The 24,201-nt window shown below is 58.9% G+C and carries 25 protein-coding genes; 9 read left to right on the plus strand and 16 right to left on the minus strand.

Annotated features, from left to right (window positions below; translation table 11 throughout):
- Window positions 1–7 precede the first annotated feature (7 nt).
- The 6 genes from V1T76_RS06685 to V1T76_RS06710 all read right to left on the minus strand — a co-directional run bounded on the left by V1T76_RS06685 (window position 8) and on the right by V1T76_RS06710 (window position 5,765).
- Window positions 8–784 carry an SDR family oxidoreductase gene (locus tag V1T76_RS06685; RefSeq protein WP_330559837.1) on the minus strand — a complete coding sequence of 259 codons (777 nt, stop codon included), beginning with the start codon at window positions 782–784 and terminating at the stop codon, window positions 8–10.
- The gene (gene denD, locus V1T76_RS06690) at window positions 781–1,767 is read right to left on the minus strand and encodes a D-erythronate dehydrogenase (RefSeq protein WP_330559838.1); all 987 of its coding nucleotides are present in this window, start codon (window positions 1,765–1,767) and stop codon (window positions 781–783) included. The genes V1T76_RS06685 and denD overlap by 4 nt, the downstream gene beginning before the upstream one ends.
- 208 nt (window positions 1,768–1,975) lie before the next feature.
- Window positions 1,976–2,902, minus strand: coding sequence for an SRPBCC family protein (locus V1T76_RS06695; protein ID WP_330559839.1), 927 nt, complete (start codon window positions 2,900–2,902; stop codon window positions 1,976–1,978).
- Window positions 2,899–3,240: an ArsR/SmtB family transcription factor gene (locus V1T76_RS06700; RefSeq protein WP_330559841.1), complete on the minus strand. Its 342-nt coding sequence runs from the start codon at window positions 3,238–3,240 to the stop codon at window positions 2,899–2,901. Before V1T76_RS06700 ends, V1T76_RS06695 begins: the two co-directional genes overlap by 4 nt.
- A 198-nt stretch (window positions 3,241–3,438) precedes the next feature.
- Window positions 3,439–4,221 (minus strand): glutaredoxin family protein, encoded by a 783-nt coding sequence (locus tag V1T76_RS06705; protein WP_330559842.1) that lies wholly within the window; start codon window positions 4,219–4,221, stop codon window positions 3,439–3,441.
- Between the two features lie 152 nt (window positions 4,222–4,373).
- On the minus strand, window positions 4,374–5,765 hold the full coding sequence (locus tag V1T76_RS06710) for an aminotransferase-like domain-containing protein (RefSeq protein ID WP_330559843.1): 1,392 nt from the start codon (window positions 5,763–5,765) through the stop codon (window positions 4,374–4,376).
- 160 nt (window positions 5,766–5,925) lie between these two features.
- Here V1T76_RS06710 and V1T76_RS06715 point away from each other — a divergent pair, with 160 nt between their 5' ends.
- A complete protein-coding gene (locus V1T76_RS06715) occupies window positions 5,926–6,786 on the plus strand; it encodes a DMT family transporter (RefSeq protein ID WP_330559844.1) in 861 nt (286 codons plus the stop codon).
- A 166-nt stretch (window positions 6,787–6,952) separates the two neighbouring features.
- Window positions 6,953–7,387: a peptidoglycan-binding protein LysM gene (gene lysM, locus V1T76_RS06720; protein ID WP_330559845.1), complete on the plus strand. Its 435-nt coding sequence runs from the start codon at window positions 6,953–6,955 to the stop codon at window positions 7,385–7,387.
- A gap of 164 nt (window positions 7,388–7,551) precedes the next feature.
- On the opposite strand, the gene V1T76_RS06725 is transcribed toward lysM, so the two are convergent.
- From V1T76_RS06725 to V1T76_RS06750, 6 genes are all read right to left on the minus strand, one after another.
- Window positions 7,552–7,692, minus strand: a complete 141-nt coding sequence (locus V1T76_RS06725; RefSeq protein WP_330559847.1) for a hypothetical protein — start codon at window positions 7,690–7,692, stop codon at window positions 7,552–7,554.
- A gap of 404 nt (window positions 7,693–8,096) precedes the next feature.
- On the minus strand, window positions 8,097–8,768 hold the full coding sequence (locus tag V1T76_RS06730; RefSeq protein WP_330559848.1) for a hypothetical protein: 672 nt from the start codon (window positions 8,766–8,768) through the stop codon (window positions 8,097–8,099).
- A 59-nt stretch (window positions 8,769–8,827) separates the two neighbouring features.
- A complete protein-coding gene (locus V1T76_RS06735; RefSeq protein WP_330559849.1) occupies window positions 8,828–10,093 on the minus strand; it encodes a hypothetical protein in 1,266 nt (421 codons plus the stop codon).
- Window positions 10,094–10,431: 338 nt separating this feature from the next.
- Window positions 10,432–11,286 (minus strand): NmrA family NAD(P)-binding protein, encoded by an 855-nt coding sequence (locus V1T76_RS06740; RefSeq protein ID WP_330559850.1) that lies wholly within the window; start codon window positions 11,284–11,286, stop codon window positions 10,432–10,434.
- 70 nt (window positions 11,287–11,356) lie between these two features.
- Window positions 11,357–12,328 (minus strand): helix-turn-helix transcriptional regulator, encoded by a 972-nt coding sequence (locus tag V1T76_RS06745; RefSeq protein WP_330559851.1) that lies wholly within the window; start codon window positions 12,326–12,328, stop codon window positions 11,357–11,359.
- Between the two features lie 100 nt (window positions 12,329–12,428).
- Window positions 12,429–13,331 (minus strand): LysR substrate-binding domain-containing protein, encoded by a 903-nt coding sequence (locus V1T76_RS06750; RefSeq protein ID WP_330559852.1) that lies wholly within the window; start codon window positions 13,329–13,331, stop codon window positions 12,429–12,431.
- Window positions 13,332–13,446: 115 nt separating this feature from the next.
- On the opposite strand from V1T76_RS06750, the gene V1T76_RS06755 reads away from it, so the two are divergent.
- Together V1T76_RS06755 and V1T76_RS06760 are read left to right on the plus strand one after the other, a co-directional pair.
- Complete coding sequence (locus V1T76_RS06755; protein WP_330559853.1) at window positions 13,447–14,115, plus strand: FMN-dependent NADH-azoreductase; 669 nt, start codon at window positions 13,447–13,449, stop codon at window positions 14,113–14,115.
- Between the two features lie 355 nt (window positions 14,116–14,470).
- A complete protein-coding gene (locus tag V1T76_RS06760; protein ID WP_330559854.1) occupies window positions 14,471–15,034 on the plus strand; it encodes a hypothetical protein in 564 nt (187 codons plus the stop codon).
- Window positions 15,035–15,123: 89 nt separating this feature from the next.
- Here V1T76_RS06760 and V1T76_RS06765 read toward each other — a convergent pair whose 3' ends face one another.
- A complete protein-coding gene (locus V1T76_RS06765) occupies window positions 15,124–15,693 on the minus strand; it encodes a TetR/AcrR family transcriptional regulator (RefSeq protein ID WP_330559855.1) in 570 nt (189 codons plus the stop codon).
- Window positions 15,694–16,021: 328 nt separating this feature from the next.
- On the opposite strand from V1T76_RS06765, the gene V1T76_RS06770 reads away from it, so the two are divergent.
- From V1T76_RS06770 to V1T76_RS06785, 4 genes are all read left to right on the plus strand, one after another.
- Window positions 16,022–17,032 carry an AraC family transcriptional regulator gene (locus tag V1T76_RS06770; protein ID WP_330559857.1) on the plus strand — a complete coding sequence of 337 codons (1,011 nt, stop codon included), beginning with the start codon at window positions 16,022–16,024 and terminating at the stop codon, window positions 17,030–17,032.
- A gap of 269 nt (window positions 17,033–17,301) precedes the next feature.
- Window positions 17,302–18,213, plus strand: a complete 912-nt coding sequence (locus V1T76_RS06775; RefSeq protein ID WP_330559858.1) for a sensor histidine kinase — start codon at window positions 17,302–17,304, stop codon at window positions 18,211–18,213.
- 182 nt (window positions 18,214–18,395) lie between these two features.
- Window positions 18,396–19,253: a cysteine hydrolase gene (locus tag V1T76_RS06780; RefSeq protein ID WP_006932615.1), complete on the plus strand. Its 858-nt coding sequence runs from the start codon at window positions 18,396–18,398 to the stop codon at window positions 19,251–19,253.
- Between the two features lie 52 nt (window positions 19,254–19,305).
- Window positions 19,306–19,785 carry a YHS domain-containing (seleno)protein gene (locus V1T76_RS06785; protein ID WP_330559861.1) on the plus strand — a complete coding sequence of 160 codons (480 nt, stop codon included), beginning with the start codon at window positions 19,306–19,308 and terminating at the stop codon, window positions 19,783–19,785.
- A gap of 76 nt (window positions 19,786–19,861) precedes the next feature.
- Here the strand turns inward: V1T76_RS06785 and V1T76_RS06790 are convergent, their stop codons facing one another.
- Window positions 19,862–21,397: a diguanylate cyclase domain-containing protein gene (locus V1T76_RS06790; protein ID WP_330559862.1), complete on the minus strand. Its 1,536-nt coding sequence runs from the start codon at window positions 21,395–21,397 to the stop codon at window positions 19,862–19,864.
- Window positions 21,398–21,585: 188 nt separating this feature from the next.
- On the opposite strand from V1T76_RS06790, the gene V1T76_RS06795 reads away from it, so the two are divergent.
- Window positions 21,586–22,293 (plus strand): DUF1287 domain-containing protein, encoded by a 708-nt coding sequence (locus tag V1T76_RS06795; RefSeq protein WP_330559863.1) that lies wholly within the window; start codon window positions 21,586–21,588, stop codon window positions 22,291–22,293.
- Between the two features lie 16 nt (window positions 22,294–22,309).
- Here the strand turns inward: V1T76_RS06795 and V1T76_RS06800 are convergent, their stop codons facing one another.
- Complete coding sequence (locus V1T76_RS06800; protein WP_330559864.1) at window positions 22,310–23,035, minus strand: S1 family peptidase; 726 nt, start codon at window positions 23,033–23,035, stop codon at window positions 22,310–22,312.
- A gap of 211 nt (window positions 23,036–23,246) precedes the next feature.
- Window positions 23,247–24,188 carry a LysR family transcriptional regulator gene (locus V1T76_RS06805; protein ID WP_330559866.1) on the minus strand — a complete coding sequence of 314 codons (942 nt, stop codon included), beginning with the start codon at window positions 24,186–24,188 and terminating at the stop codon, window positions 23,247–23,249.
- Window positions 24,189–24,201: the final 13 nt, after the last annotated feature.

Consider the following 24,201-nt stretch of genomic DNA (forward strand, 5'->3'; position numbering starts at 1 on the left):
AGTCAGCCTAGCCCCGGCCCACGAACGGCATGCCGGTTGCCATCACCGTCAATGTCAGCACATTGGCATCCAGCGGCAGGCTGGCCATATAGGTAACCGCATTGGCAACATGCACCGGATCGATGGTCGGCTCCGAGGCTGTTTCGCCGTTGGCCTGCAGCACACCGCCGCTCATTTTGGCCGTCATGTCACTGGCCGCATTGCCGATGTCGATCTGGCCGCAGGCAATATCGAACGGACGTCCATCCAGAGCGGCGGACTTCGTCAGGCCAGTGATCGCATGTTTGGTCGAGGTATAAGGGGCAGAATTCGGCCTTGGCGTCGTCGCCGAGATCGAGCCGTTGTTGATGATGCGTCCGCCGCGCGGCTCCTGCGCCTTCATCAGCCGGAAGGCCTGCTGGGTGCAAAGAAAGGCCCCGGTCAGGTTCGCCGACACGACTGCGCTCCACTCCTCGAACGAGATGTCCTCCAGCGGGACGGACGCGTTCGAGATGCCCGCATTGTTGACCAGAAGATCCAGCCTGCCGAAGGTCTTCGAAATCTCGTCGAAGAGAGACTTTACCGATGCAGGATCACCGACGTCCGCGGCAATCCACGACACGTCGTTGCCGGTATCGCCGGAGAGCTCGGTCGCCGTCTTTTCCAGGACATCCTTGCGGCGACCGCTGATCACAACCCGCCAGCCGGCCCGGCTCAAGCCAGCGGCAACAGCCTTGCCGACCCCCGTGCCGCCACCGGTCACGAGCGCGATCCTGCCCTTCACGTCAAACCCCTCTGCGGTCATGGATATCTGCCTCCCAATTCGTCTTCGATATGTATGCGGATGATGTCGTCAAAGCTGGTTTCCGCCTGAAACCCGAGATCCAGAGCCCTTCTGGCGTCGAAGTTTCTCGGCCAGCCGTCAACAATCTGAACGATGGTTTCGTCCGGCTCCCGGCGGATCAGGCTGACAGCCTTTTCCCCGGCAACCCGTCGCAGTGCCTCGATCTGCTCCCCGACGGTGGCGGAAAGCCCCGGCAGCGTAACAGTGCGCCGGGGGCCCATGCGGCCCGTGTCGAGCCGCGCTGCGTGAACGAAAAAGCCAACTGCGGCGCGCGGGCTTGCGAACCAGTGGCGCACGCCTTCGTCCACCGGCAGCACGGCCTCCTGCCCGGCAAGGGGTTCGCGCATGATGTTGGAAAAGAAACCGGAGGCCGCCTTGTTAGGCTTGCCCGGGCGAATGCAGATCGTCGGCAGGCGCAGACCGATGCCGTCGAAGAAACCCTTGCGGGTATAGTCGGCCAGCAGCAGTTCGGTGATCGCCTTTTGCGTGCCGTAGCTGGTCAGAGGCGTTATAAAGAATTCGTCGCCGATCTTTTCAGGAAACGGCTGGCCGAACACGGCAATTGACGACGCGAAGATCACCTTTGGAAAATACGGTTCGCGCGCGCCTTCGAGCCGGATGGCCTCGAACAGCTCGCGGCTGCCGTCGAGATTGACCGCATATCCCTTTTCAAATTCCTGCTCCGCCTCGCCGGAGACGATGGCCGCAAGGTGGAAGATGACATCCGGGCGCGCAGCAACCAGCGTCTGTGCCGATCCAGGCGTCGAAAGGTCCACGGTCACCGCCTCGGCAACACCGGGCAGTGCCGCCGGAACCGTTGGCTGATTGGCGTCGGCCAGGGTCAGCCGCGAAACCTCGAACCCGAGCACGTCCGGTTCCGCAGCCAGCTTTTCAACCAGCTTTCGGCCAACCATACCGGCTGCGCCGATGATGAGAATATGCATGGAGGGTCTCCGCGGAGCTTGGTGGCAGGAACGTTCCAGCGGAGACTTGCGGAGTTTGAGCATTAGGGCAAGCCGGTTTCAGCGAAAAGGTGTTCTCCACCCGATCGCACCACCTGATTGTCTCAATCTTCAGACACTGAGCCCCTCACAGGAGGTCTCCCTTGCCCTCCTTCCGAAAGGCCAAGGAAGATAGCAAGACCGCGCCTCTTCAGCCCGCCTTGATATAGCTTTCCAGCTTGCCCAGGGTCTGCCGCCCCAGCTCCACAGCGCCAAAACCCTTGGCTTCCTGGAATTCCGCGGCGGTGCTGAAGACCATGCCGAGCGTGACCTTCGTTGCGCCGTCCTCCTCCTCGAACGAGGCCCAGGCGTCGGCATGCTTCGGACCATTCTCTCCCCACAGCAGCGTATAGGTGAGACGTTCGCCCGGTCGGACTTCTCCATAGAGGTGATGGTTGGGAAACACCGTGCCGTCAGGGGCGATCATGTCGAACACCCATTCACCGCCAGCGCGCAGATCAATCCGCGTGGTGTGGCAGGAAAAGCCGTCCGGCCCCCACCATTGTGGAAGAGTTTCGGGGTTCATCCAGGCGCCCCAGACAACGGATCGCGGTGCGCGGATCACCCGCTGCAGGATCATCGTGCGTTCGGCAACCCCGGCAAGATTGTCGAGGGCCGCATTGAAGCCGTCCCGGTAGCCTTCTTGCATATTCGCACCGAGCGAGGAAAGCTGCAGCGTCACGGACAACCGACTGCGCTCCCCCAAATCTGCGATTGCTGCGGTCACAAGCGCGACGGACTGCGTTTCGCCCTCGCTCGAGGTCACCTCGTAGTTCACGCTGCGCAACGGTGGTTGCAGGTCCAGCCAACCACATTCGCAGCGGATGTCCGGCTGACCGTCCACTTTGCAGAGCGAGATCTCCCGTCCGCCCACCCTGGTGTCGGCTTCAATAAACTCCACCGTGACGGCAGGGGAAGGTGCAGCCCAGACCGCCCGTGCCGCCGGAGCGGTCCACGCCTGCCAGAGAGTTTCAGCAGGAGCAGCCATGTCGCGCTCGAAGGTGAGCGTCGCAAATCCGTCTCTTGCCTCGCCAGCGGCGGTGGAGGCTGCGCTTTGCGGAACCACGTTCTGCGTCATTCTCCGGTCTCCTTCATCACGTTCATGACAAATGCGTCCAGCCTGTCGAGGCGAGCCTCCCAGATGGCACGCTGTTCATCGATCCATGTCCGCACCGGCTCCATGGCTTCCGGAACGATGGCGCAGGTGCGTATGCGCCCATCCTTTGCGGTGGTGATGAACCCCGCCTCCTCCAGCACGGAAAGGTGCCGCATCACCGTCGGCAGTTTCAGCCCGGTGGGTTCGGCAAGGTCCGTCACCCGCGCAGGGCCACTGGCGAGCCTTGTCAGCATTGCCCGGCGCGTCGGGTCGGACAGCGCGTGGAACAACAGGGAAAGATCAGGATCATGCTTAGCCATATTGCTAAGTATTTCGAGGCGCGCGAAAAGCGCAAGAGAAAACTTTGATGATTGGCTAAGCTTTCTCTCGTAGCGTTCTTATGATCCAAACAAACACTTTTAAATTCAGATAGTTGGAACAGAGCCTCGGAAACAGCCAGTCAGGAAGAAACCGAAAAGGTGTGCGCCCGCTCCCCGAAGCGGACGCGTTTTTGCCTTTTATCCCTGTAGAACAAACACACGAAACGGCATCCACAGGCCCATGGCCATCATCATCAGGCTTTCGGTCAGCGAGACAAAACCGAGCGGAACTGAGGAACTGCCGCCAACGCAGGCACATTTCAGCTCTCGTTTTTCCAGATAGACCGCCTTGAAAATACTGACAGCGCCGATCAGGCCGATGCAGAAGGACACCGGGGCAGACAGCCAGACCAGCGCACCGGCCGTCATCAGGATACCTGCGAAGGCCTCCGCATAGGGATAGATCCAGGAATAGGGAACCCAGCGCATGGCCAGCAAATCGTAGTTCAGAAACATGGTGGAGAAGCTCTCCACGTCCTGCAGCTTCTGGATCGCCAGGATCGTCATCGAAAGCGACACGAACCATTCCGCAGCCCGCAGGGTGACAGGCGTTCCATATTGATGCCAGGACAGGCCGAGGGCCAGAAGCAAGGCAACGGCAAAGATGGCGATCACGGGCCGATAGGTCGTGTCGCTGCGCTCCTCTTCTGGCGGATCGAGCTTGAAATAGACGCGCAGATCGTCATAACCGCCAATCCGCGCGTCACCGATGAAGGTTTGCGGTGTCGTCTCCACATCGTGCTTTTCCATGAAGGCATCGGTCTCCTCACGTGTCGTGAGGTGATGGTCCTCGACCTCATAGCCCTGCCGCTCCAGAAGGTCTTTCGATTTGAGACCATAGGGACAGATATGCTTGGGCATGACCATGCGGTAAAGCCTGGCTGTCTTCGCATCCGTCTTTTGCGCGGCGGTGCCATTCATCGGGAAAGAGCTCCTTCATCGAAAGGGGGTCTGGCCGGATGAGCCCGCCGTTGTGAACAGGAGTCTCGCCGCCCGAAGCAGCCGTCACTCGCACCAGCCAGATGCAACCATATTTGAGGCAAACGCTGCAGGCGCAGGATAGTTGCCGGAACTCAGGCTGCCTCGGGCTTCATCGCGCTTTCCAGAACGTCATACACGTGTCCGTCGCCCATCTGGCTGACATTGAACCTCAGGAACCCGGTCATCGATTGCGAAACGCTGAAAACGTTGCCGGGGGCCAGAACCACGTTCCGGCGGAGTGCCGCGCGGGCAATGGCGGCGGCGTCCTGCCTGTCGGGCAATCGGCACCAGAGGTAAAAGCCGCCCTTTGGGCTGACCCAGGGTCTTATCCCGAGCGGCTCCAGCCTGGCAGCGACCTCGCGCCTCTTCTTTGCAAGGCGCCCCCGCAGGGCGTCCATGTGCTTGCGATAACTGCCGTCGCTCAAGACGCCATGAACCAGATCGCTCGCGACCGGTCCCGGTCCGCCGAAATTGGTGGCTACCTGCAGGTCGACCAATGCCTCGATCCAGTCCGCCCGTGCTGCGATGTACCCGCAGCGCACAGAGGCAGACAGGGTCTTGGAAAAGCTGCCGATGCGGATAACCCGCTCCAACCCGTCCAGAACGGCAAGGTTCGGCAGGGGTTCTGGCGCAAAACTGCCGAAAATATCGTCCTCGATCACCACCAGGCCATGAGCCGCCACCAGGTTCAGCACCTTATGCGCGACCTGGGGCGAGATCGTCGCGCCGGTTGGATTGTGAAGGGCAGAATTGGTGATGTAGAGCTTGGGTTTGTGCCGGTTGAGCGCTTCTTCAAAGAGCCCGGTATCCGGTCCGCGGCGCGTGAACGGCACACCGGCTACCTCCACCCTGTGGGCCTTCAAGAGGGCTTGAAAGTTGAAATAACACGGGTCATCGACCAGCACCGTATCTCCCGGCCGCAGAAAGAACCGGCAGATCAGGTCGATGGCCTGCGTTCCGGAAGGTGTCAGCAGAATCTGGTCCGGGCTCACGTCAAGCCCTTCATCCGAGAACTGCCGCGCCAGCAGGTGGCGCAGGTTCGCCGCCCCCCGCGTTTCGCCATAGTCGAACAAGTGACCACCGCCCGTCCGGGCAAGCGCGCGCAGACCGCGCTGCATGGCCTCGTTGGGCATCCAGTCCGCCGGCATCCAGCCGCAGCCGGGCTTCAGAACATCCGGCCCGGCATCAAGCGATTGGCGCGACACCCAGAACGGGTCAATCTCCCGGTCGAGCTGCGGCCCGACCTCCGCAACCGAAAATGGACGGGCGGCATCGGCCACAAAGAAGCCGGCCCCGCGGCGGGCATAGATGATGCCTTCGGCCGCCAGCCTGTCATAGGCGGTCACCACGGTGGACGGCGACACCCGCATGGTGGCGGCGAACCCGCGGATGGACGGCAGTTTTTCGCCAGGTTCGAGCCCCCGGCTGACGATCTTTCGCTTGACGGCTTCCATCACCGTCGCCGTGCGTGTGTCCTGCTCCATGGGTAGATCCGCTAAAGTGTATGGCAAGCGTAATCAGTACAGTTTTTACAAATTGTACTGTATTGTGTCTGTCCCGACCAGCCCCGCCGGACTAGTCCTGATCGAGCAACATGTTCCACCAAACGGGAACATTCGAAAAAAGACAGCAGAAAGACCGGACATGCAGGCATCGATGGCAGGATGGGGCAGCGGGCTCCTGGGCGTTCTCATCTTCAGCGGCTCACTGCCAGCGACGCGGGTTGCGCTTGGTGGCTTCAGTCCGCTGTTTCTGACCTCGGCCCGGGCTGTGGTTGCAGCCTTTCTCGGCATGGCTGTGCTGCTGCTGCTTCGGCAGGCGCGGCCGCAGCGGAGCGATCTGACCTCGTTGCTGATTGTCGCCCTTGGCGTCGTTGTCGGCTTTCCATTGCTGACGGCGCTCGCCTTGCAGCATGTCACAGCCGCCCATTCGATTGTCTTCATCGGCCTCCTGCCGCTTGCGACCGCCCTCTTCGGCCTGCTGCGCGGGATGGAAAGGCCGAGGCCGCTCTTCTGGGTGTTTTCCTGCACCGGCAGTGCCGCCGTTGCTGCCTATGCGCTATCGCAAGGGGCCGATCTTTCCCCGAAAGGGGATCTACTGATGCTGGCGGCGGTCATCGTCTGCGGCTTCGGCTATGCGGAAGGCGGCGTACTGTCCCGCCGCCTTGGCGGCTGGCAGGTCATTTCCTGGGCCCTTGCCCTCTCGCTCCCGGTCATGGGCACGCTTGCGCTGCTCACATGGCCGGACAGTTGGACCGGCATCGATACCGCCGCCTGGGCGGGGCTCGGCTATGTCTCCGTTTTCTCAATGCTGGTCGGCTTTATCTTCTGGTACCGGGGCCTTGCCATCGGCGGCATTGCCAGTGTCGGTCAATTGCAGTTGCTGCAGCCCTTTTTCGGCCTGATGCTGGCCGGCCTGCTGCTGCATGAACCGGTATCCTCCACCATGATCCTCGTCACCACGCTGGTGGTCGGCTGCGTTGCCGGAGCCAAGCGCTTCGCCTGAGCCCAGCCCATGTCGAACCCGATCCCTCTTCCCAAGTCTGCCCTCGCCGCCCCGGATTTTGCTTCCGCCGCCCGGGGAAATTTGCAATATGGTTCCGCTGCGTGAAATGACCTCCACCAGGGCGCGCCGGCAGATTTCGGCTAAAATGACTTAAAGGATAAAAGACATGGGTTTCTTTGATTTCGTGAAGGATGCGGGCAAGAAGCTGTTTGGCGACGACGATGCGCCGGAAGCAAGCGCGGAAGCCATCGAAAAGGAAGTTGCCGACCTCGGTCTCGACGGCGACGTCAAGGTTGAAGTCAGCGGCGACACCGTCAAGATCGCAGGCGCAGCGCCCAGCCAGGAAGCCCGTGAAAAACTGATCCTTGCCGCCGGCAACGTGCTCGGCATTTCCAAGGTCGAGGAAGAAATCACCGTCGAGAGCAGCGAACCGGAAGCCAGGTTCCACACGGTGGTCAAGGGCGACACGCTCTGGAAGGTCGCTGAAACAGTCTACGGCAACGGCGCCAAGTACCAGGCAATCTTCGAAGCCAACAAGCCGATGCTGTCCGACCCGGACAAGATCTACCCCGGCCAGGTCCTGCGCATTCCCGCGCTCTAACCTACGTATCGGCAGGCCATGGTTCGCCCCTGGCCTGCCTTCTACCCCACCGGGTCACACCCCGCCCCCCTTCTGCGCCGCGTTACCGACGGCCGCAACATCACTCCCCCGGCACGAAGGCCGGGACATTCCGGGCCGGGAAACACTGGTCCGAGAACCCGTGTTCAGGCCACAGACAGCGTTGCGCTGGCAAAGCCCAGGTAGCCCCCTGCAGTGTCGGCGATGAAACCAGCGTCGATCCCTGCAACAGATCGTTCGGCAACCGGCTGCAACGACAAGTCGGTAACAGCCTGGCTCTGGATCACTAGCGCCGTTTGATGAGAGAGACAGGGCAGCCATGCGCCGCCATTTTAGGCATTCTAAGAACTGAGTTCTTGTCTCAATCGCCGACATTCATGCCGAGCGGGGCTAGTTCCGTAATGGGCAGGGCGCGAACTTTCGCTGCGGAGCTCACCAAGGTTTGAGAAGGGCGGGGAGCGGGCTTTCGTTGCGGAGCTCACCAAGGTCCGGGAAGGGCGGGAAGCGGTCATTTGTTGCAGAACCCACCAACGGCTGCAACGGGCCCGGGAGGGGAATGGAGGCCTTAGGAGTTCAGTGCGACTACTGCGGACATTCTATGGCCTCAAATGTAAATTTAAAATAATTTAAATCTTGCTTTGGAGCGCAAAATCTCTCGATAAATTACATAAATTCTCTCGACTTCTAAACTTCAGCGTACTTTGCATTGCAGATAGTTCAACACCGAATGCCAATTATTTTGAAGGTCTTCGCATAGTGTTCTTCGCGGGTTCACAATTTTACGACACGTTTCGGTTATGTTGTTTAGCATCGTTTCAATCTTTGGATTGAGGGGATCAGGGTCCTCTGCACCCTCCCAAAATATAGCCTCGGCAGCATGCATGTTTTTGAGATGTTTCTCAAAAACGTCTTGTTCCATTGCAGTCCCTTGTGCCTTCCACAATCTGGCTAGTTTGTGCGATGCAAGAAAAATTTGCTTTAGGATGTCGTTCAAATCTTCAAAAGGCTCTGCTGCCTTGTCACCAAAGTAGAGTGCGAAACGATATCTCTTAGCCATTAATTTCGAAAAAATTTCAGACCTCGCCTCATAACGTTCAAAAGCAACGTAGGCCTGATCGAGAATACGGCTCTCGGCTGCGTCCTCCCCCTCTTTTCGAACTCTTGTCATCCCCTCTTTAGCAGTCCCCATTGGAGACCTAATCGCCTGGAGCGCATTTCGTGCTTCATGAAAGCCTTCGATCACTTGCTCAGCGAGTTCTATTCGCTTCTGACCAATCAGTGATCGCCGCCATGCGCTCACCCCAATTGTGACGGAGAGAGCGGCAACTATTACAGAAATAGTCTGGATGATACTTGGCCACATAGCAATTCCCTCGCCGACTAGGTCATTCAAAAGTCATCGGTTTGCGCATCTGAGATCGGTTAAGGCCGAACCAGACTCAATATGTGCTCATCCGCGGTTGCTTCGGCATAGTCAGGATAATGCAACAAAATCTCAGTTACCGCATGGCGCGCGAAGACACCTAGCCAGAAAGCCAACTCCTGATCATTTTGCCTCATTGCGCTCAGAGTTGTGGCACCGTGAACCACCTTCCCTCGAATTCCAATTACTCTCTTTAGTTTTGAGAACGTTCTCTCGCGAGACAGCTTGTCGTTGTGCATGAGCATTGAAGCGCGCAGCGCAATCTTATAGCTAATACTTCCCGTCGCGTTATTTGTATCACCAAATAATGCCTCCAAAGCTATTATGTGATCGATGAATTCATCTTCTTTTGTTCTACGCTCAACGGACACATCAATGCGATCAGCGGCAATGCTAACGGCTCTCGGAAACTCGTTGCCCATAGCCGCATAAATAGTTCTTAGTATATTGGCTTCCTTTGGAAGCAAACGATATTCTGGCCGAAGAATAGGGTTTTTAAAGGCTGAATACCTTCTGCCCCGCTGTGCGTTTATAAATCCCGGCTTTAGCGGAAGCCACATTGAATATGGAGCAGCAATTTTTCCTGGCTTAAGAAGCCTAAGCGCATGGACAAGCTTTTTAAAATCTGCCTTCCTATTTATTTCATCATGCGGCACGTTGGTGATCGGGTGTTCCGCTGAGAATTCAATAAGATGCCCCCACGTTTGATGCTCCATGGCTTGTTCCACTGATTTGATCGGAAACAGCTTTAAAAATTTGTTTGGCGTAAGCTTTGTAATAAGAAGGCCGTCATCTACTTGTACGCTTCGCGCGCTGCTTGAAAATCCTTCCAACGGGCTGACGATCCGCACACCTAATACGCCATTTGCAATGCAGTAGCTAAAATTTGACACAATCTCGTCAATCAAAGCTGCCTTAGGGTAAAGAGTTGGGTGGTGTTTCAGGTGATCGCCAATAATTGCGAATGCCAGATTCTTCGGTCTTGTCCAGAATTTTTCCTTCTGATCATTACTTAATTCCCTTTGTACTGCGCGATAGTTGTCATCCGTAGTTAACTGCACTCTGAAATTTTCGAATGCCCCAAGTTTTTCGAGAATTAAGCCCAGGTGAAGTGAAAAATCCGGTTCAGTCGAGAAGCTTCGAGACGTTTGTCCGCCGGGCTGTCGAGTTTCTCTGGAATAGCTCCACCTTTTTGGAAGATCCGTTTTCCGTAGCATGGCCAATGCTTCAATTATTAAGGTGCGAGCTACTTGATCAATTGCCATTTTGACTATCGACACTCCATCGCTTATGTCCAATTGCGGCGTTAGCAACGTACCGAAAGTACTATGCACGATTTATCAGGTGTCCGGAACGTGCCTTGGCTGTTTGTCCTGCACTCAGCGAATGTCCGGTATTGGAGTTTGGTCACAGGCCGTTGTACGGCCGAAATGAGGGGCGCGAAGCTGTCATTGATTGAGACCATAGCCTATGGCAGCTATGGGCCGTTTGTGTTCACGTGGAACCAGCCGTCAGGACCGGGGCGCCGTGCCGCCGCAAGACCGCTTTGAGTCCAACGCGTCCACTCGACAGGGTGCGGCGAATGTCCGGTTCTACCAGCCTGCTATCCCAAGATCGCGGCGATGTAGCTCTTCAAAGAGGTAGTCCCGAGGATCGGTTCATGCGCTGGCATCGTTTTTCCATCGATCAAGCGGCGGGTCATGCAGGCATAAGATGCTGCGGCTTCGTCCGAGAATCCGAACTCGCGGAACGTGTCTTCGAGCGCATCTCGGGGAACTTCCTGAACCTCTACTTTGCGATCCATCTTTTCTGCAAAGGCAATGGCGACATCTTTGGCGGAATAGCGCTCTGGTCCTTCAACATATTGGATGCCAACATCTTCGGTTCCCGACATCAACCGCCGAGCGGCGGCTTTTCCGAGGTCGGCCGGGGCCACCATCGCGATTGACAGATCGGCCGGAAAGAAGCTGGGAAGGGTGCCGTTCTCCTGCACGGGTTCCGCCATCCCGGCCCAGTTGCTCATGTAATATCCCGCCCGATTGATCGCGGCTGGTATGGATTGGCTTTTCAGGGCCTGCTCGAACTCGTACAGGACAGTCAGGTCGCCGCAGCGTTCGCCCTCGAAGGCACCATAGGTCGAGGCGGCAACAACCTTTTCGAGTCCCGAGCCATCAAGCGCCGCGATGATCGCAGCGACATTCTCACGTTCTTCTTTGTCCGTGTCGTTTGACGGGTCCGCTGGCGGGTTGAGAAGAAAGGCACGCTTGCCGGACTTAAGAACGCCCCTCAGCGCCTCCACGTCGCGAACATCCACAACGGCAATGCTCGCCCCGGCTTTCTTGAGGTCTTCGCCATGGCTTTTGTCGCGAGTGACGATAGTGACTTCCTCTCCTTCACCCAAAAGCGCCCGCGCCGTTGCCGATCCAACCTGCCCGGTTCCACCAAGTATCACATACATCCCAATCTCCTTTCTAACTCACGACCGAGGTTTAGCAGCCGGGTTTGACAGAAAGTGTCAGGACTCCGGGTCAAACGTTGGCGCCCGGTTCGAGCTTGCGATAGTCAGCCAGAAGGGTGTTGCGGGATCGGGGTATGTTTCCGTCGCACAAGGCTAGGCTTTCGATCCGATCAATGCGAAAATGGCGGAACGCATCCCGTAGCTCGCACCAGGCAGCGAGCATTTCAACCTGATCGAAAAAGCCGAGTGCGACAGGCCAGACGACCCTGTCGGTCGGAGTTCGACCATCGGTCCGGTATGCGATTTGGAGCTTCCGACGATCCCGCATCGCGCGTCGGATCGTCTTCAATTCCTCGCGCCGCTCGGTTTCAGCTGGACCGACGGTCAGTCCGTTCCCCAGCATCTGCGCTTCAGCTTGGTCTCCCATTCCATCCGCTATCTTTAGCAAGGCGGTATCAGCCGCTTTCGCGATCTCGCGGTCACCTCGCGCAAGCACGAAGCGCAAACCCAACAAAACGGCATCAGCCTCGTCTCTTGTGAATGCCATTGAGGGCAGGAAAAAACCTGGTCGCAGAATGAAACCGATGCCGGGCTCGCCTTCGACCGGCACGCCCAGTTCCAGCAGTGTTTCCATGTCCCGATAGATAGTGCGCTCGGAGACGCCAAACTGCTCTGCCAAGGCTTTCGCGGTCACGGCTCCGCGCCGTTCTCGAAGGGATTGAAGAAGTTGAAGAAGTCGACCTGACCGTTGCATCTGACAAGTATAGCTGGACCGAGGAATTCCCGAAAGTTGCCGTTCGCTGAAGGTCAGCAAAGTCCGCATTGCCGGCGTCAGGTAGCCAGCCGCCTTCGCAGTTGCAATGAATGGCGGTTTCAGAGGGCTGCAACGCAGCATCCTATCAGCAGGCGAATGACCGCTTCGGGCCGTTTGCGTCCACCAGGCACACACCAAGATCAGAGTCAGCGCCCCTGCGCCGCCGCAAGTCTGCTCCGAGCCCATAATACCAAAGGCTGCGCCAGACACGAATGGCGACGATAGCATGGGTAACTGCCGTTCAGACTGCTACCTTTGTCAAACCGAAAGGCGTAGGAAACACTTTTTCAGGTTGGCTAGTTCATTGAAAATTGACGTTTCGGCAATCTTACTCGCAAGACCGTGCCCATGAAGCGAAGCGCTCCACTTCAGGAAAACGCGGATGTTCGCTGAGGCTCACAGCCCAAAAAGTTCTGCCGGGCAATTTCGCTTCAGACAGGCGTACCAGGTGCCCGGCTGCGACAGCGGAAGCGGCCAATACGCTGGAAGCCAGTACCACACCCTGACCTGCAAGCGCCGCGTCGATAGCATTGATTTCTTCGGAGAAATACTGAGTGACCTCCGGCACCTCGCCTGTAAGCCGGGCTGCGTGCGACCAGCGTTGCCAGTTGGGTGGCGCTTCCGCGCCGCAATTCCAGCGGTATTCGATCAGCGGCAGGCGAAGAATATCGGCGTCTTCGTTGACCTGATGCCGACGCAGCACGTCCGGCGCACAGAGCGGAATCAGGCTGTCACTAAATAGCGGCAACCACTGATTTTCCGTGCCCGCTTGACCTGCATAGCGAACCGCGAAGTCGACATCGCTGGCAGACAGGTCCACCGGTCGGTTGTCAGCCTCGATTTTCAGATTCAACCCGGTCTGACTGTGCAATTCCGGCAGGCGCCTCATGAGCCAGAAGCTGGCGAATGCCACAGTTACGGAAACCGTCAACGGCCGGCCTTGATCCAACTGGGAAAGACCTGAGATGGCCTGAGCCATACGGTCGAAACTCTCGCACAGCACCGGGTATAATGCCTCGCCTTCCGCCGTAAGGCGGATTGGTCGAGGGTAGCGGTGAAAGAGCTTCACTTCCAAGATCTCTTCAAGTTGGCGGATCTGGTGGCTGATCGCGGTCGGTGTTAGGTGAAGCTCTGCCGCGGCACGGGCGAAATGCAGATGCCGGGCCGCAGCTTCAAAGGCGCGTAGTGCGTGAAGTGGAGGCAAGCGCCGCATCGGTTCTATCTCTTCCATTCGATTTTGCACTTAGATGAATCTCATTCATCCATGCCCTGAAAAATTCGCCTTCGCCAGAGTATAAGCCGCTTGGTAGGCAAAAGGTGTAGTGCGAAACCTCAGGAGATTGCCAATGCCTACTCTGCTGCGAATTGATGCAAGCGCCCAGCTTGAAGAACGCTCTCTGACACGACACCTGACCAGGTTATTCACCAGTACGTTTCTGGCCAACGCACCGGAAACGAAGGTAATCACCCGGGATGTCGGGTTGAACCCCATTCCCGCGATTGACCAGAAATTCATTCATGCCGCCTTTACCCCGCCTGACGATCGTGAGCCGTGGATGAACGAGCGCCTAGCCCTGTCCGACGAACTGATCGAGGAAGTGCAAGCGGCGGATATCCTCGTCATGGGAGCGCCGATGTACAATTACGGGATGCCTACCGCATTAAAAGGCTGGATTGACCAGGTTGCACGGATCGGCAAGACCTTTTCCTTTGATCTTGCTCGCGGCGATACGCCGATCGAGCCGATCCTATCAGGAAAACGGCTGGTGGTGCTGTCAGCGCGCGGTGAATTTGGTTTTGCTCAGGGGGGTGTAAGGGCTCACCTCAACGCGCTTGACCTTGGTCTGGCAGCTTGTGCGCATTACTTCGGCGTTGCGCCGGGACATATCGATACTATCGCCATCGAATACCAAGAGTTTAAAGACGATCGTCACCGGGCTTCAGTTGAAATGGCAGAGGCCCGCACCAGCGACTTGGCCGCCGAATTGGCCGGAGCTGCTGCGCAGGCGGCTTGAAACAAACTCATGAAACGACAGCTCTAGGTGGCGCGCACTGAAATCCGCGCCACCAATTCGTTTTTCAGGCATCCGGCAGACAATCGTCTTGGCGGTCGCAACGAATAGCGGCTTCAACGGGTTGCGTCGCAGCGCCCTTTCAGCGGATGAATGTCGGCTCAGGGCCGAAAGCTACAGACAGCTCGCTCTGAACGCGCGTCCACTTCAACGGCTTTCAAGACGAAAGCCGCCAGTCTCTTCGCTCCCCCAGCCCAACCCAACTCCACGCCCTCTCGTCACAATCCCGTCTCCCCTGTACCCTGCCATTCGTCCCTCTAACGGGATGATCCGGTAACGCCCACCATGGGAGGCGGTCGTGATTCAGCTTGCTTCGGTTTTTGCAAAACCCCTTTTGGGGAAGCTTGGCGTCAGTGATGAGGCCAGGGAGCGGTTTGTGGCGTTGCAGAAGGCGGTGACCGGGGATACGGGCACAGCCTGGATTCCGCTGTCGCGCCCTTCCGCGACACTCGATTTTTCCACCCATCGGCAGATGGCGTCCGACATCCACAACACCGGCGAGATCGGTCCGGAGAAAGAGCCGGTCACCTGGAAGGAGTTCGTCTGGACATCTGACCAGACCATCAAGGACTGTGTCCTGCACAAGATTTCCTGGCGGTTCTACGAGAACGGGCTGATCTGCCTTGAGGTCTGCGGCAGCAAGGATGCGGTGGGGCTGGATGGCAGCGACCTGATCGGCCACCGGCTTGAGCTGCGGGACAACACCGGCTTCCTGATCGGCATCTGGGCCGCCGCCTTCCTGATCGTCAAGGACACCGAACGGCGCAGTTTTCAGACCTCGACCGAGGATGACCACAAGCTGTTGAAACTGCATTTCGGCAAACTGGCCGAACAGCAGACCGGCATCGCCTTCCGCATCTGATCGGACCTGGGGTGCCGAAGATGTTTTCGCGTTACCCCTTCCCTTGCCGCATCTGCTGGGTTCGGGGCTAAGCTGACGAACACCCGCCGTCAGGCGGGTATCAGCGTTGCGGCAATGGCCTTCGCGGTTCTGGAGGCCGCCGGCATGCCGCGCACCTGGGCGGTGGCGATGGCGCCTTCCTTCAAAAGGGCGAGCTGCTCGGCCAGAGCCACGGGATCTTCCGCACCCGCCTGCCGGCAGAGCGGTTCCAGATAATCGACGATCCTCTGCTTGTGCTCGGCCGCGGTGCGGTGGATCGGATGCTGATGGTCGCCGAATTCGCTCGCCGCGTTGATGAAGGCACAGCCGTTGAAGCCGAGCCCCTTGAAGGCACGGCCGTTGAACCATTCCTCCAGCGCGTCGAACATGGCCAGAAGCCGCTCCCTCGGGTTGGGCGAGGCTTTTTCCATTTCGCTCATCAGCCAGTTGCGGAACTGCTCGTCCCGGCGGTTGAGCGCGGCCAGGATAAGCTCCTCCTTCGAGCGAAAGTGCTTGTAGAGCGTCATCTTGGCCACCCCCGCTTCGGCGAGGATCTTGTCTATTCCGGTCGCATTGAACCCGCGGGTGTAGAAAAGCCTGAGGGCCGTATCCACGAGCTCGTCTCGGCGTGATTGCACCATCATCTCCATATACAGACAGGTTTGTCTATTTCCCTATCTCGTTCCCCCCTCCCCGTCCATCCTCACAAAAGGTTATCACAGGATATTGACACCTAGACAGACCTGTCTGTATAAATTTCTTAACGTCACGTTTTGAGTTAGGGGGAGTGCTCATGTCCGGAAATGAGATCGCGATACACGCCCTTGCCGGAACTGGCATTCGTCGCGAACGCCAAATGCATTGCACGTGCGCGGAAGCCGCCACCGCACCTTGTGCCGGCGTGCGCTTTTCAACACCGCAGGGTTCAAACTTTGCCTTGATGCATCCCGCAGCACAAGGGGACTGAAGATGCCCAGTGTCATTGCCTCCTTCGCACTCACCATGGCCGCCACCGCCGGCCTGACCATGACAGGTGACGGCAAACTGCTGGCATCAGACGGAACCGTGCGCTACGTGGTGCGAACCGAGGACGGGCGGATACCGGACACAGCCCACTTCGAGTTGCTCGACTGGATCCGCAGCTGGTACCCGGACGAAGCCGGGCTGGTGTTTGCCTATGCACAGAAGATCAAGGCAGACGATCTCGGTGTTCTGGGTCTTGCCCTGAAAACGGCGCCGACCCTTCGCAACACGCTGCAACTGATCGAGCGCTACTTCCGGCTGGTGACCGACACGGCCGTCTATTGCCTTGAGGAAGACGAACCGCTTGCAGTCTTCTCCATTGCCGGGCAGACCTCGCCCCAGCCCATACTGCATCTTCGCAACGAATGTGCCCTTGCCGGCTTTGCCCATAATCTGGTGAACCAGATCGGCCCGAGCCTGCAGATTGAGGCTGTCACCTTTCGCCATCCCTGCCGGGGCGAGGCAGAGCGCTACGAGGCCTTTTTCGGCTGCCCGGTCCGCTTTGGCGCAGCGCAGGATGCCATTATGATGCCCCGGCCGATGCTGGATCTGCCGAACCGCCTTGGCGATCAGGGAGTCTGCACCTTTCTGACGGATCACCTCGAAACGGAAATCGAAGCGCTGCCGGCCGGCAGTGCCTTGACGCGCGATCTTCTCAACCGCCTGTCGAAAACCCTCAGCAGCGGCGTGCCTTCGGCAGCTGCCATCGCCCGTGATCTCGGCATGAGCGAACGCACGCTCTATCGCCGCCTGGCAGAAGAAGGGCTGACCTATCGCGACATGCTGCGCGAAGCGCAGACGAAACTGGCCCGTGAACTGCTGGCCGGCAGCAGTTGTTCCATCGCCGAAATCGCCTTTCTGACCGGTTTTTCCGAACAAAGCACCTTTACCCGCGCCTTCAAGCGCTGGGTCGGCCAGCCGCCTGCGCAATTCCGCCAGCAGACCGCCATCGCCTGATGCCACCGGCGGCTATCAGCCCGCGTAGCTCCCTTTAAAGCCCTCCCCTCAAGAACGCGTAAAGACCCGGCCAAGACTGGCCGGGTTTTTCGTGTTTGTCTGCTTTTGGCAGGTTTCACCGGGCTTGGCAGATAGGGCCAAAACAGTGGCAGGCCGGGCCGATACCGCAAAGGCCATTCCCGCGTATTCAAAGGTCATCGAACGACGGAGCGGATATTCCCGGGCATTGACCCACAGCGCTCCAGGGCTTTTGAGACAAGGAGCGCCTCATGATTATCGAACAGATCACGGCCCGCAGTCCGGCCAGCCATGAATTTGCAGCATCGCCCCGCCCGGCAGCACGAAACCTGCCTGACAGAAGCGCCGGTGGACCGGGCGCCAAGTCAGCCGGTGAGGCAGCCGACAGCAATGCCTACGGCAGAACGCTTTCCATCGTCGCCCATGACTTGCGCGGCCCGCTGGCAAACCTCTCTCTGCTGATCGAGGACATTGCCCAATGCGCCATGTGGGAAGGCCAGCCCGCCATTGCCGAAAACGCGGCAAAGGCCGACCGCATTCTCGAACATCTGACGGCCAGTCTCAGCGCCCTGGTCAGGCGTGGCAGGGAGGGACGCGATCCGCTGTCCTGCGTGTTGCGCCCGGTCGATCTGGCTCAGGTCCTGTCTCTGGCCGCCACCGTCAACCAGCCCCTTGCCCGCCGTCATGCGGTCAACCTGGAGATTGAACCACTTTCGCCATGCCTGATCTGTGGTGATGCGGAACTGTTGTTCGAGGCCTTCGACAATCTCATCGGCAACGCCGTGCGCCACAGCCCGGAGAACGGAACCGTTCTTTGCACTGTCGCCCATGACGAGGACGGCATTGTCACCGTGCGCATCAGCGATCAGGGACAGGGCTTCACCGCCGCCGATCTTGCCCGGGCGTTCCGCCCGTTCACCCAGCTTTCGGCAAAAGCCGCCCGCCCCGGCCCCTCCTCCGGCCTTGGGCTTTGGATCGCCCGGCTGATCGCCGAACGCCACGGCGGCAGGATTTCCGCCCAGAACGGCGGCGGCGGCAAGGATACCGGCGCAGTTCTGACCGTGCGTCTTCCGGCCCTACCCGCCAATGATGCGAAACCGGCTTCGATCCGCCGAAAGGTTCCCGAGCGTGCCGGCGAGGCGCGGGACCTCGCCGCTCTCTGACCTCAGCTTCCGGCACCGGCGCACCGGTGCCGCCCCCATGGAACGTGGCCCAAGCCCAACGCCGCCCCGGCACCTTTGCCGGGAACAGGAAAGGCATGCCTTCGGGCACAGGGATGACCGGCCGCGGACCAGACAGCGTTTCAACAAAACGCACCGTCCAACCCAAGCAAAGGAGACTTCACATGCACAACGAAGATGACAAGGCCTGCGGCTGCTGTGCAACGCCGGAAACGGTCGACCACGCCCGCCGCCGCCTGCTTGCAGGGGCTGCGGGCGCGGCAACGGCAGGAGCCGTCGCCATGGCCACCGGCTCGGCGACCGCTGCAACCGAAGAAGCCCGCGCCCTTTATGCCGATCCGGAAAAGCCCGGCCTGCCCCAGATCGACATGGAAATTGCCGCCGGGCGCACAGCGCTCGTCGTCACCGATCCGCAGATCGACTTCCTGTCCGAAGACGGCGTCACCTGGGGTGTCGTTGGCGAAAGCGTCACCGAACAGGGCACGGTCGACAACATCGAACGCCTGTTCAAGGCGGCCAAGGCCGCGTCGATGCCGGTGTTCATCTCACCCCACTACTACTATCCGCACGACCACAAGTGGCAGTTCGAGGGCACCCTGGAAAAGACCATGCATTCCATCGGCATGTTCGATCGCCCAGGCCCCCTTTCCCTGGAAAACTTCGAAGGCTCCGGCGCCGACTGGATGCCGCAGTACAAGAAATACATCGAGGACGGCGAAACCGTCATCTGCTCGCCCCACAAGGTCTACAGCCCGGCGCAGAACGACCTGAACCTGCAACTGCGCAAGCGCGGCATCGACAAGGTGATCCTCGCCGGCATGTCCGCAAACCTGTGCACGCAGGCCCATCTTTATGAATTGCTGGAACTCGGCTTCGAAGTGGCAGTGGTTCGCGATGCGACCGCGGGCGCCAAGGTGCCCGAGGGCGACGGTTATCTCGCCGCCATCATCAATTTCCGCATGGTCGCCAATGGCGTCTGGTGGACCGACGATGCGGTCGAACGCATCGCCCGTTCCGCCTGACCGGCACCTTTTCACCAAACCGACTTACCCAACACAAGACTGGATCAAACCGATGAAACTCAAATTTGCCCTTCCGGCCCTGGCCGCAGCCCTTGTTCTGTCCACCGCCGCCCTTGCCGCAGATGAATACAACGTTGCCAACGGCCTGACGCTCAACGGCAACCCGCTCGGCATGCACGGCATCGACCCGGTGTCGATGTTCGCTGGCAAAACGCCGGGCGCAGGGGACGCTGTCCACACTTCCAGCCATGACGGCGTCGATTATTACTTCGCCACGGCCGAAACCAAGGAACAGTTCGACGCCGCGCCGGAAAGTTTCCTGCCGCAGTTCGGCGGCTTCTGCGCCTTCGGCATCTATGTCGGCAAGAAACTCGATGGTGACGTCCGGTTCGCCGATATCGTCGACGGCAAACTGTACCTCTTCGTCAATGCCGTCATCTTCGACAAATACCTGGAGCAGAAGGACGAGGTTCTCGCCGGTGCCTACGCCAAATGGCCGGAAATCCGCGAGACCGCGATCAACGACCTCTGATCATACCTTGCCTCGCCAAAGGACGAGCCCCTCGCCGGGGCTCGTTCTGCCTGAAAGCAAGACCGAAGTTCACACACTAGCTCGCCGCGCGGAGCCTGAAAGCTTCATAGGTCAGAACGTTCACGCCGCTCTTCTTGGCTTCATACATGGCCTGGTCGGCATGTGTGATCAGTGACTTCGCGTCATCCGCATCATCGGGATAGAAGGAAACGCCGATGCTGATGCCGATGTTGATCTGGTTGCCCTTGATGTCCATCGGCCTGGAGACTTCCCGGCAAATACGCTCCGCACAGGCCAGAACGTCCTTTTCCTGGGCGTAGTCGCTGACAATCACCGCAAACTCATCACCACCGATCCGTGTCACCACATCCCCGTCGCGCGTGCAGCGCTTGATGGTGGAGGCAACAGCCTGCAGCAGTGCGTCTCCTACCGGATGCCCGTGGCGGTCGTTGACCGGTTTGAAGGTGTCCAGATCCAGCATCATCAAGGCGAACTTGCGGTTTTCCTGATCCGCGATGGCAATGCACTCCGCAAGGCTCTGGCTGAAATGTGCCCTGTTCGAAAGCCCGGTCAGATGATCCGTCATCGCCAGGCGCCGGACGGCCTCTTCGGTCTTTTTCAGGCGTGTGATGTCTGTATGGGTTCCCGACATGCGCAGGGGCTTGCCGTCCTTGGTCCATTCGACCACGCGCCCCCTGTCCAGCACCCAGACCCACCGGCCTTCCTTGTGATGCATGCGAATTTCATTGTCATAGGATTCCCGCGCACCGGACAGGACTTCAGCCAGGATCCGCTCCGATTTTTCAACATCTTCCGGGTGCGTCAGTTTCCGCCAGGTTTCCATGCTGACCGGTTGCAGCTCCGCCAGCGTATAGCCGACGATTTCAGCCCAGCGGTCATTGTAGATCACCTCTTTGCTTTGAATGTTGCGCTCCCAGGTCCCGACGTTGGTCCCGAAGATGATCTCCCGCAACCGCTGCTCTGAAGACCGCAGGCGCTTGTGAGCAGTATGCCGCTCTAGCAGAAGGAAAGAAACGACGACGAGAGACAGACCGAGCGTGCCGACCAACCCGAGCATCCACTGGTTACGGGCGTGATAGGCGGAGGAAAGTTCCGCGCTCTTGCTGTCGACCATTTCCTCAAGGCGGTTCTTGTAGTGCCAGAGTTCTTCCTGCCGCTCGCGGTCAGCCGAAATATCGTGCACCACGGAGAGCAGGGCCTTCCTTCCGTCGTAGTCGACTGGTGTCGAATGAACTTCCACGCTCCGGACGGAACCATTCGCCAGCTTGTGACGGAAGATGAAGAAATTGCGGTGCTCGCTCCTGGCAAGCTGGCGCTCGGCTTCAACCTGTTCGGGGGTTAGCTGGTTGATATCCTGAATGGACATGCCACGCAGGGTGTCCCGGTCAAATCCGTAAAACTGGGCCGCAGCGTTGTTGGCATCAAGAATATTCCCGGTGCCCGGATCGATGAGCATCATCGTTGCACTGTGGCGCAGGAAAAACTGATCATAGGACAGTGATGCCTGCTCAGCCTGGGCGGGCAGGACCAGCCAGGACAAGCAGACGAACAGCACCGATGCGAACAGTCTTCCCCAATACGTCGTCAACATTTACCGCCTTTTTTCTGCAGTTAAACCTTCACTAATTAAATTTTGGACAACAAAAAATATGCAATTCACCAATTTCCCCAACGACACCTGCCTCACCGCTTCCTTAGGGAAAGCGAAGCGAATGTTGACCGCCGTATTCCGGTCCCACTCCTTGGTTATGCCCTCTAAATGTTGTTCGGAGGTCTCACATGAAGCGGCGTACATTCCTGATGGGGGCCGGCGGATTACTGGCGTCGGCCGGTGCTTACACGACGTTCACAACGCCTCTTTATCGACTGGAAACAGGTCTGACGCTGGTCAATACGGCACTCGCAGGACCTTCTTCGCCGCCGCCGCCCGAAACGGGCGCGAAGGGTTTCTCCACGGCTGTTTCATGGGCTGGAGAGCTCATCGCGGCGGCAGAAAGCCAGATCGGCGTCACGGTGATCTACGATCCGGCCTATGTCTCGCTGCCATTTCCCGATGGAGACCTTCCGCGTGAACGGGGTGTCTGCACAGATGTGGTCGTCAGGGCCTATCGCGACGCCTTCGGCTATGATCTCCAGTCAGCCGTCAATGCGGACATGAAGTCGAATTTTTCGGCGTATCCCAAAATCTGGGGCCTCAAGCGTCCGGACAGAAACATCGACCATCGGCGCGTCCCCAACCTGCAGGCCTTCTTCAGGCGGCAGGGTGCAGAACTTGCCGTCACGGAAAACGCGGTGGACTATCAGCCCGGCGACATCGTCTCCCAGATGCTGCCCGGCAACCTGCCGCATATCGCCATTGTCAGTCACCGGGCGTCCCGTGATGGACACCGACCGATGGTGGTTCACAACATCGGCGCGGGTACGCAGCTTGAAGACCGGCTCTTCGAATTTCAGATCACCGGCCACTACAGGTTCAAACCCGCCTGACGCTGCCGGATCCTCGTCAATTTTTGGTCAGGGTCATCAGAATATCGGCATACCAGGCACAGTTAAGGCCCAGCGCTTCGTCCAGCACGAGGTCGCGGGTGCCGACGTCAAGACGTGCGGAATGAACGCCAAGCAACTTCCATGTCAATTCACCAGGCGTTCCCTCGCCGTCGCGCATGACTACTGGCGCACCACTGGTGCCCCGGTGCGTCCGGCCATCGGTCAGAAAATAGCCCATTCCCTGAAAACGGAAGCCGAAGGACGAGGCCACGACCGCATGACGAACCACCGGCATGTGATGCAGCGTGTCATGAAATCCAAGCGGAAAACCGACAACCAGAATGGAGGAGCCTATCTCTACATGCTCCTCTGGGTCGGCGAGGTGTTCCGGGGTAAAGGCCTGGTACAGGATGTTTTCAGGCAAGGCCGAGCGGTCAATCTCGATCACGGCAACATCGATATCGCCTGCCGTATCCCCTCCCTGACGCCAGAGGCTCTGGCCGTCCCGGAAAAGCGGGATCGAAAAGCCAATGGACTCGGCAAGGTTGTCGGGATCGTTATGCAGCTCGATTTCGATACGCGACGGATGGTGCCCGCTGTCATCGTCCACCATGACGTGCCGGCTGGTAACCAGAAACAGGCGCTCATCACGCTCGAAAAAGAAGCTGCTGGCGTTCGTCAGATAGGTCTGGTCGTCAAATGTGGAAATGCGGGGCGAGGTCAGAAGGAGAGCGTCGATCATCGTCAATAGGTTCTCTTGAAAAGAGGAAAGCCCTGCCGCGGATCGACAGACTGCTTGTAAAGCCACCATAGGGCAGTGCCCGGTAAACGATAGAGCCGCGTGTTTTGTTCCGCTGAAACTATGCGCCCGATCGGAAAAGTTCAGGAGGCAATGGTGGCGTCTCTCTTTACCGAGTTTCCCCAGTTTAAGGACTGAGAAACGCGCGTCTTCATCAATTCGATGGTGGCGGTTCCTGCGGTGGCCGCGAGGCAGCCCAGGCGCTGCTGTCGCGCAGGTCCAGAATGACGTCGCGCAGCAGGGTGTGCACGGCTTCGACGGCACGTGTCACCGGTCGTCCGCCGGGCGACATCAGGTGAGCGCCTCGCCAAAGACCCGGCGCCGCGATGCGGCTGACACAAAGCGCACCGGCCGCCACTTCCTCCGTCACCGCATAAAGCGGCAGGATCGACGGGCCGAACCCGGCAGAAACCAGGCGTTTGATATTATTGAAGGAATCGATTTCCATCGCGATTTCAGGCGCAAAGCCCAGCGCCTGGAACTCGCTGTTGATCAGCACCCTGAGGCCATGGGCACCACTGGGCAGAACCATCGGCACCTTTTCCAGATCACCAAGGCTCATGACGGGCGGGCACCCGCCCTCCCCCGGCCAAAGCACCACAAGCTCTTCTTCCAGCAGCAGTTCGGAAAGGATGCGCTTATCTTTCGACCGGCTGTAAAGTACGGCAAGGTCGACCTTGCCTTCGCTCAGCCAGTCGCCGACGAAACCGCTCATGGCCTCATTGATGTTGAGCGTGATCCGCGGAAACCGTTCACGGGCTGCCAGGATCAGCGGCAGGGACACCATGGCGCTGATCGTGCCAGGAAGGCCGATGCGCACGACGCCGGACGGATCGGCTTCCAGATTGCGGATATCGTCTTCCGTACGTGCCAGATCCTCAAGGATCGCCCGTGCCCTTTGCAGCAGCAGGTCACCTGCTTCCGTCGGTGTGACGCCGGACCGGCTACGCGTCAGCAGCCTTGTGCCCAGTTGTTCTTCCATATTCTTCAGGTGCAATGACAGGGCCGGCTGCGCCACATGCAGGCTTTCCGCGGCCCGTGTCAGCGAGCCTTGCGCAACGATTTCCTGAAAGTAGCGAAGCTGTCGGATATCCATGCGGCCAAACTAA

Origin of the sequence: Roseibium sp. FZY0029 (assembly GCF_036350355.1) — a bacterium.
In the GTDB taxonomy this organism is placed as follows: domain Bacteria; phylum Pseudomonadota; class Alphaproteobacteria; order Rhizobiales; family Stappiaceae; genus Roseibium.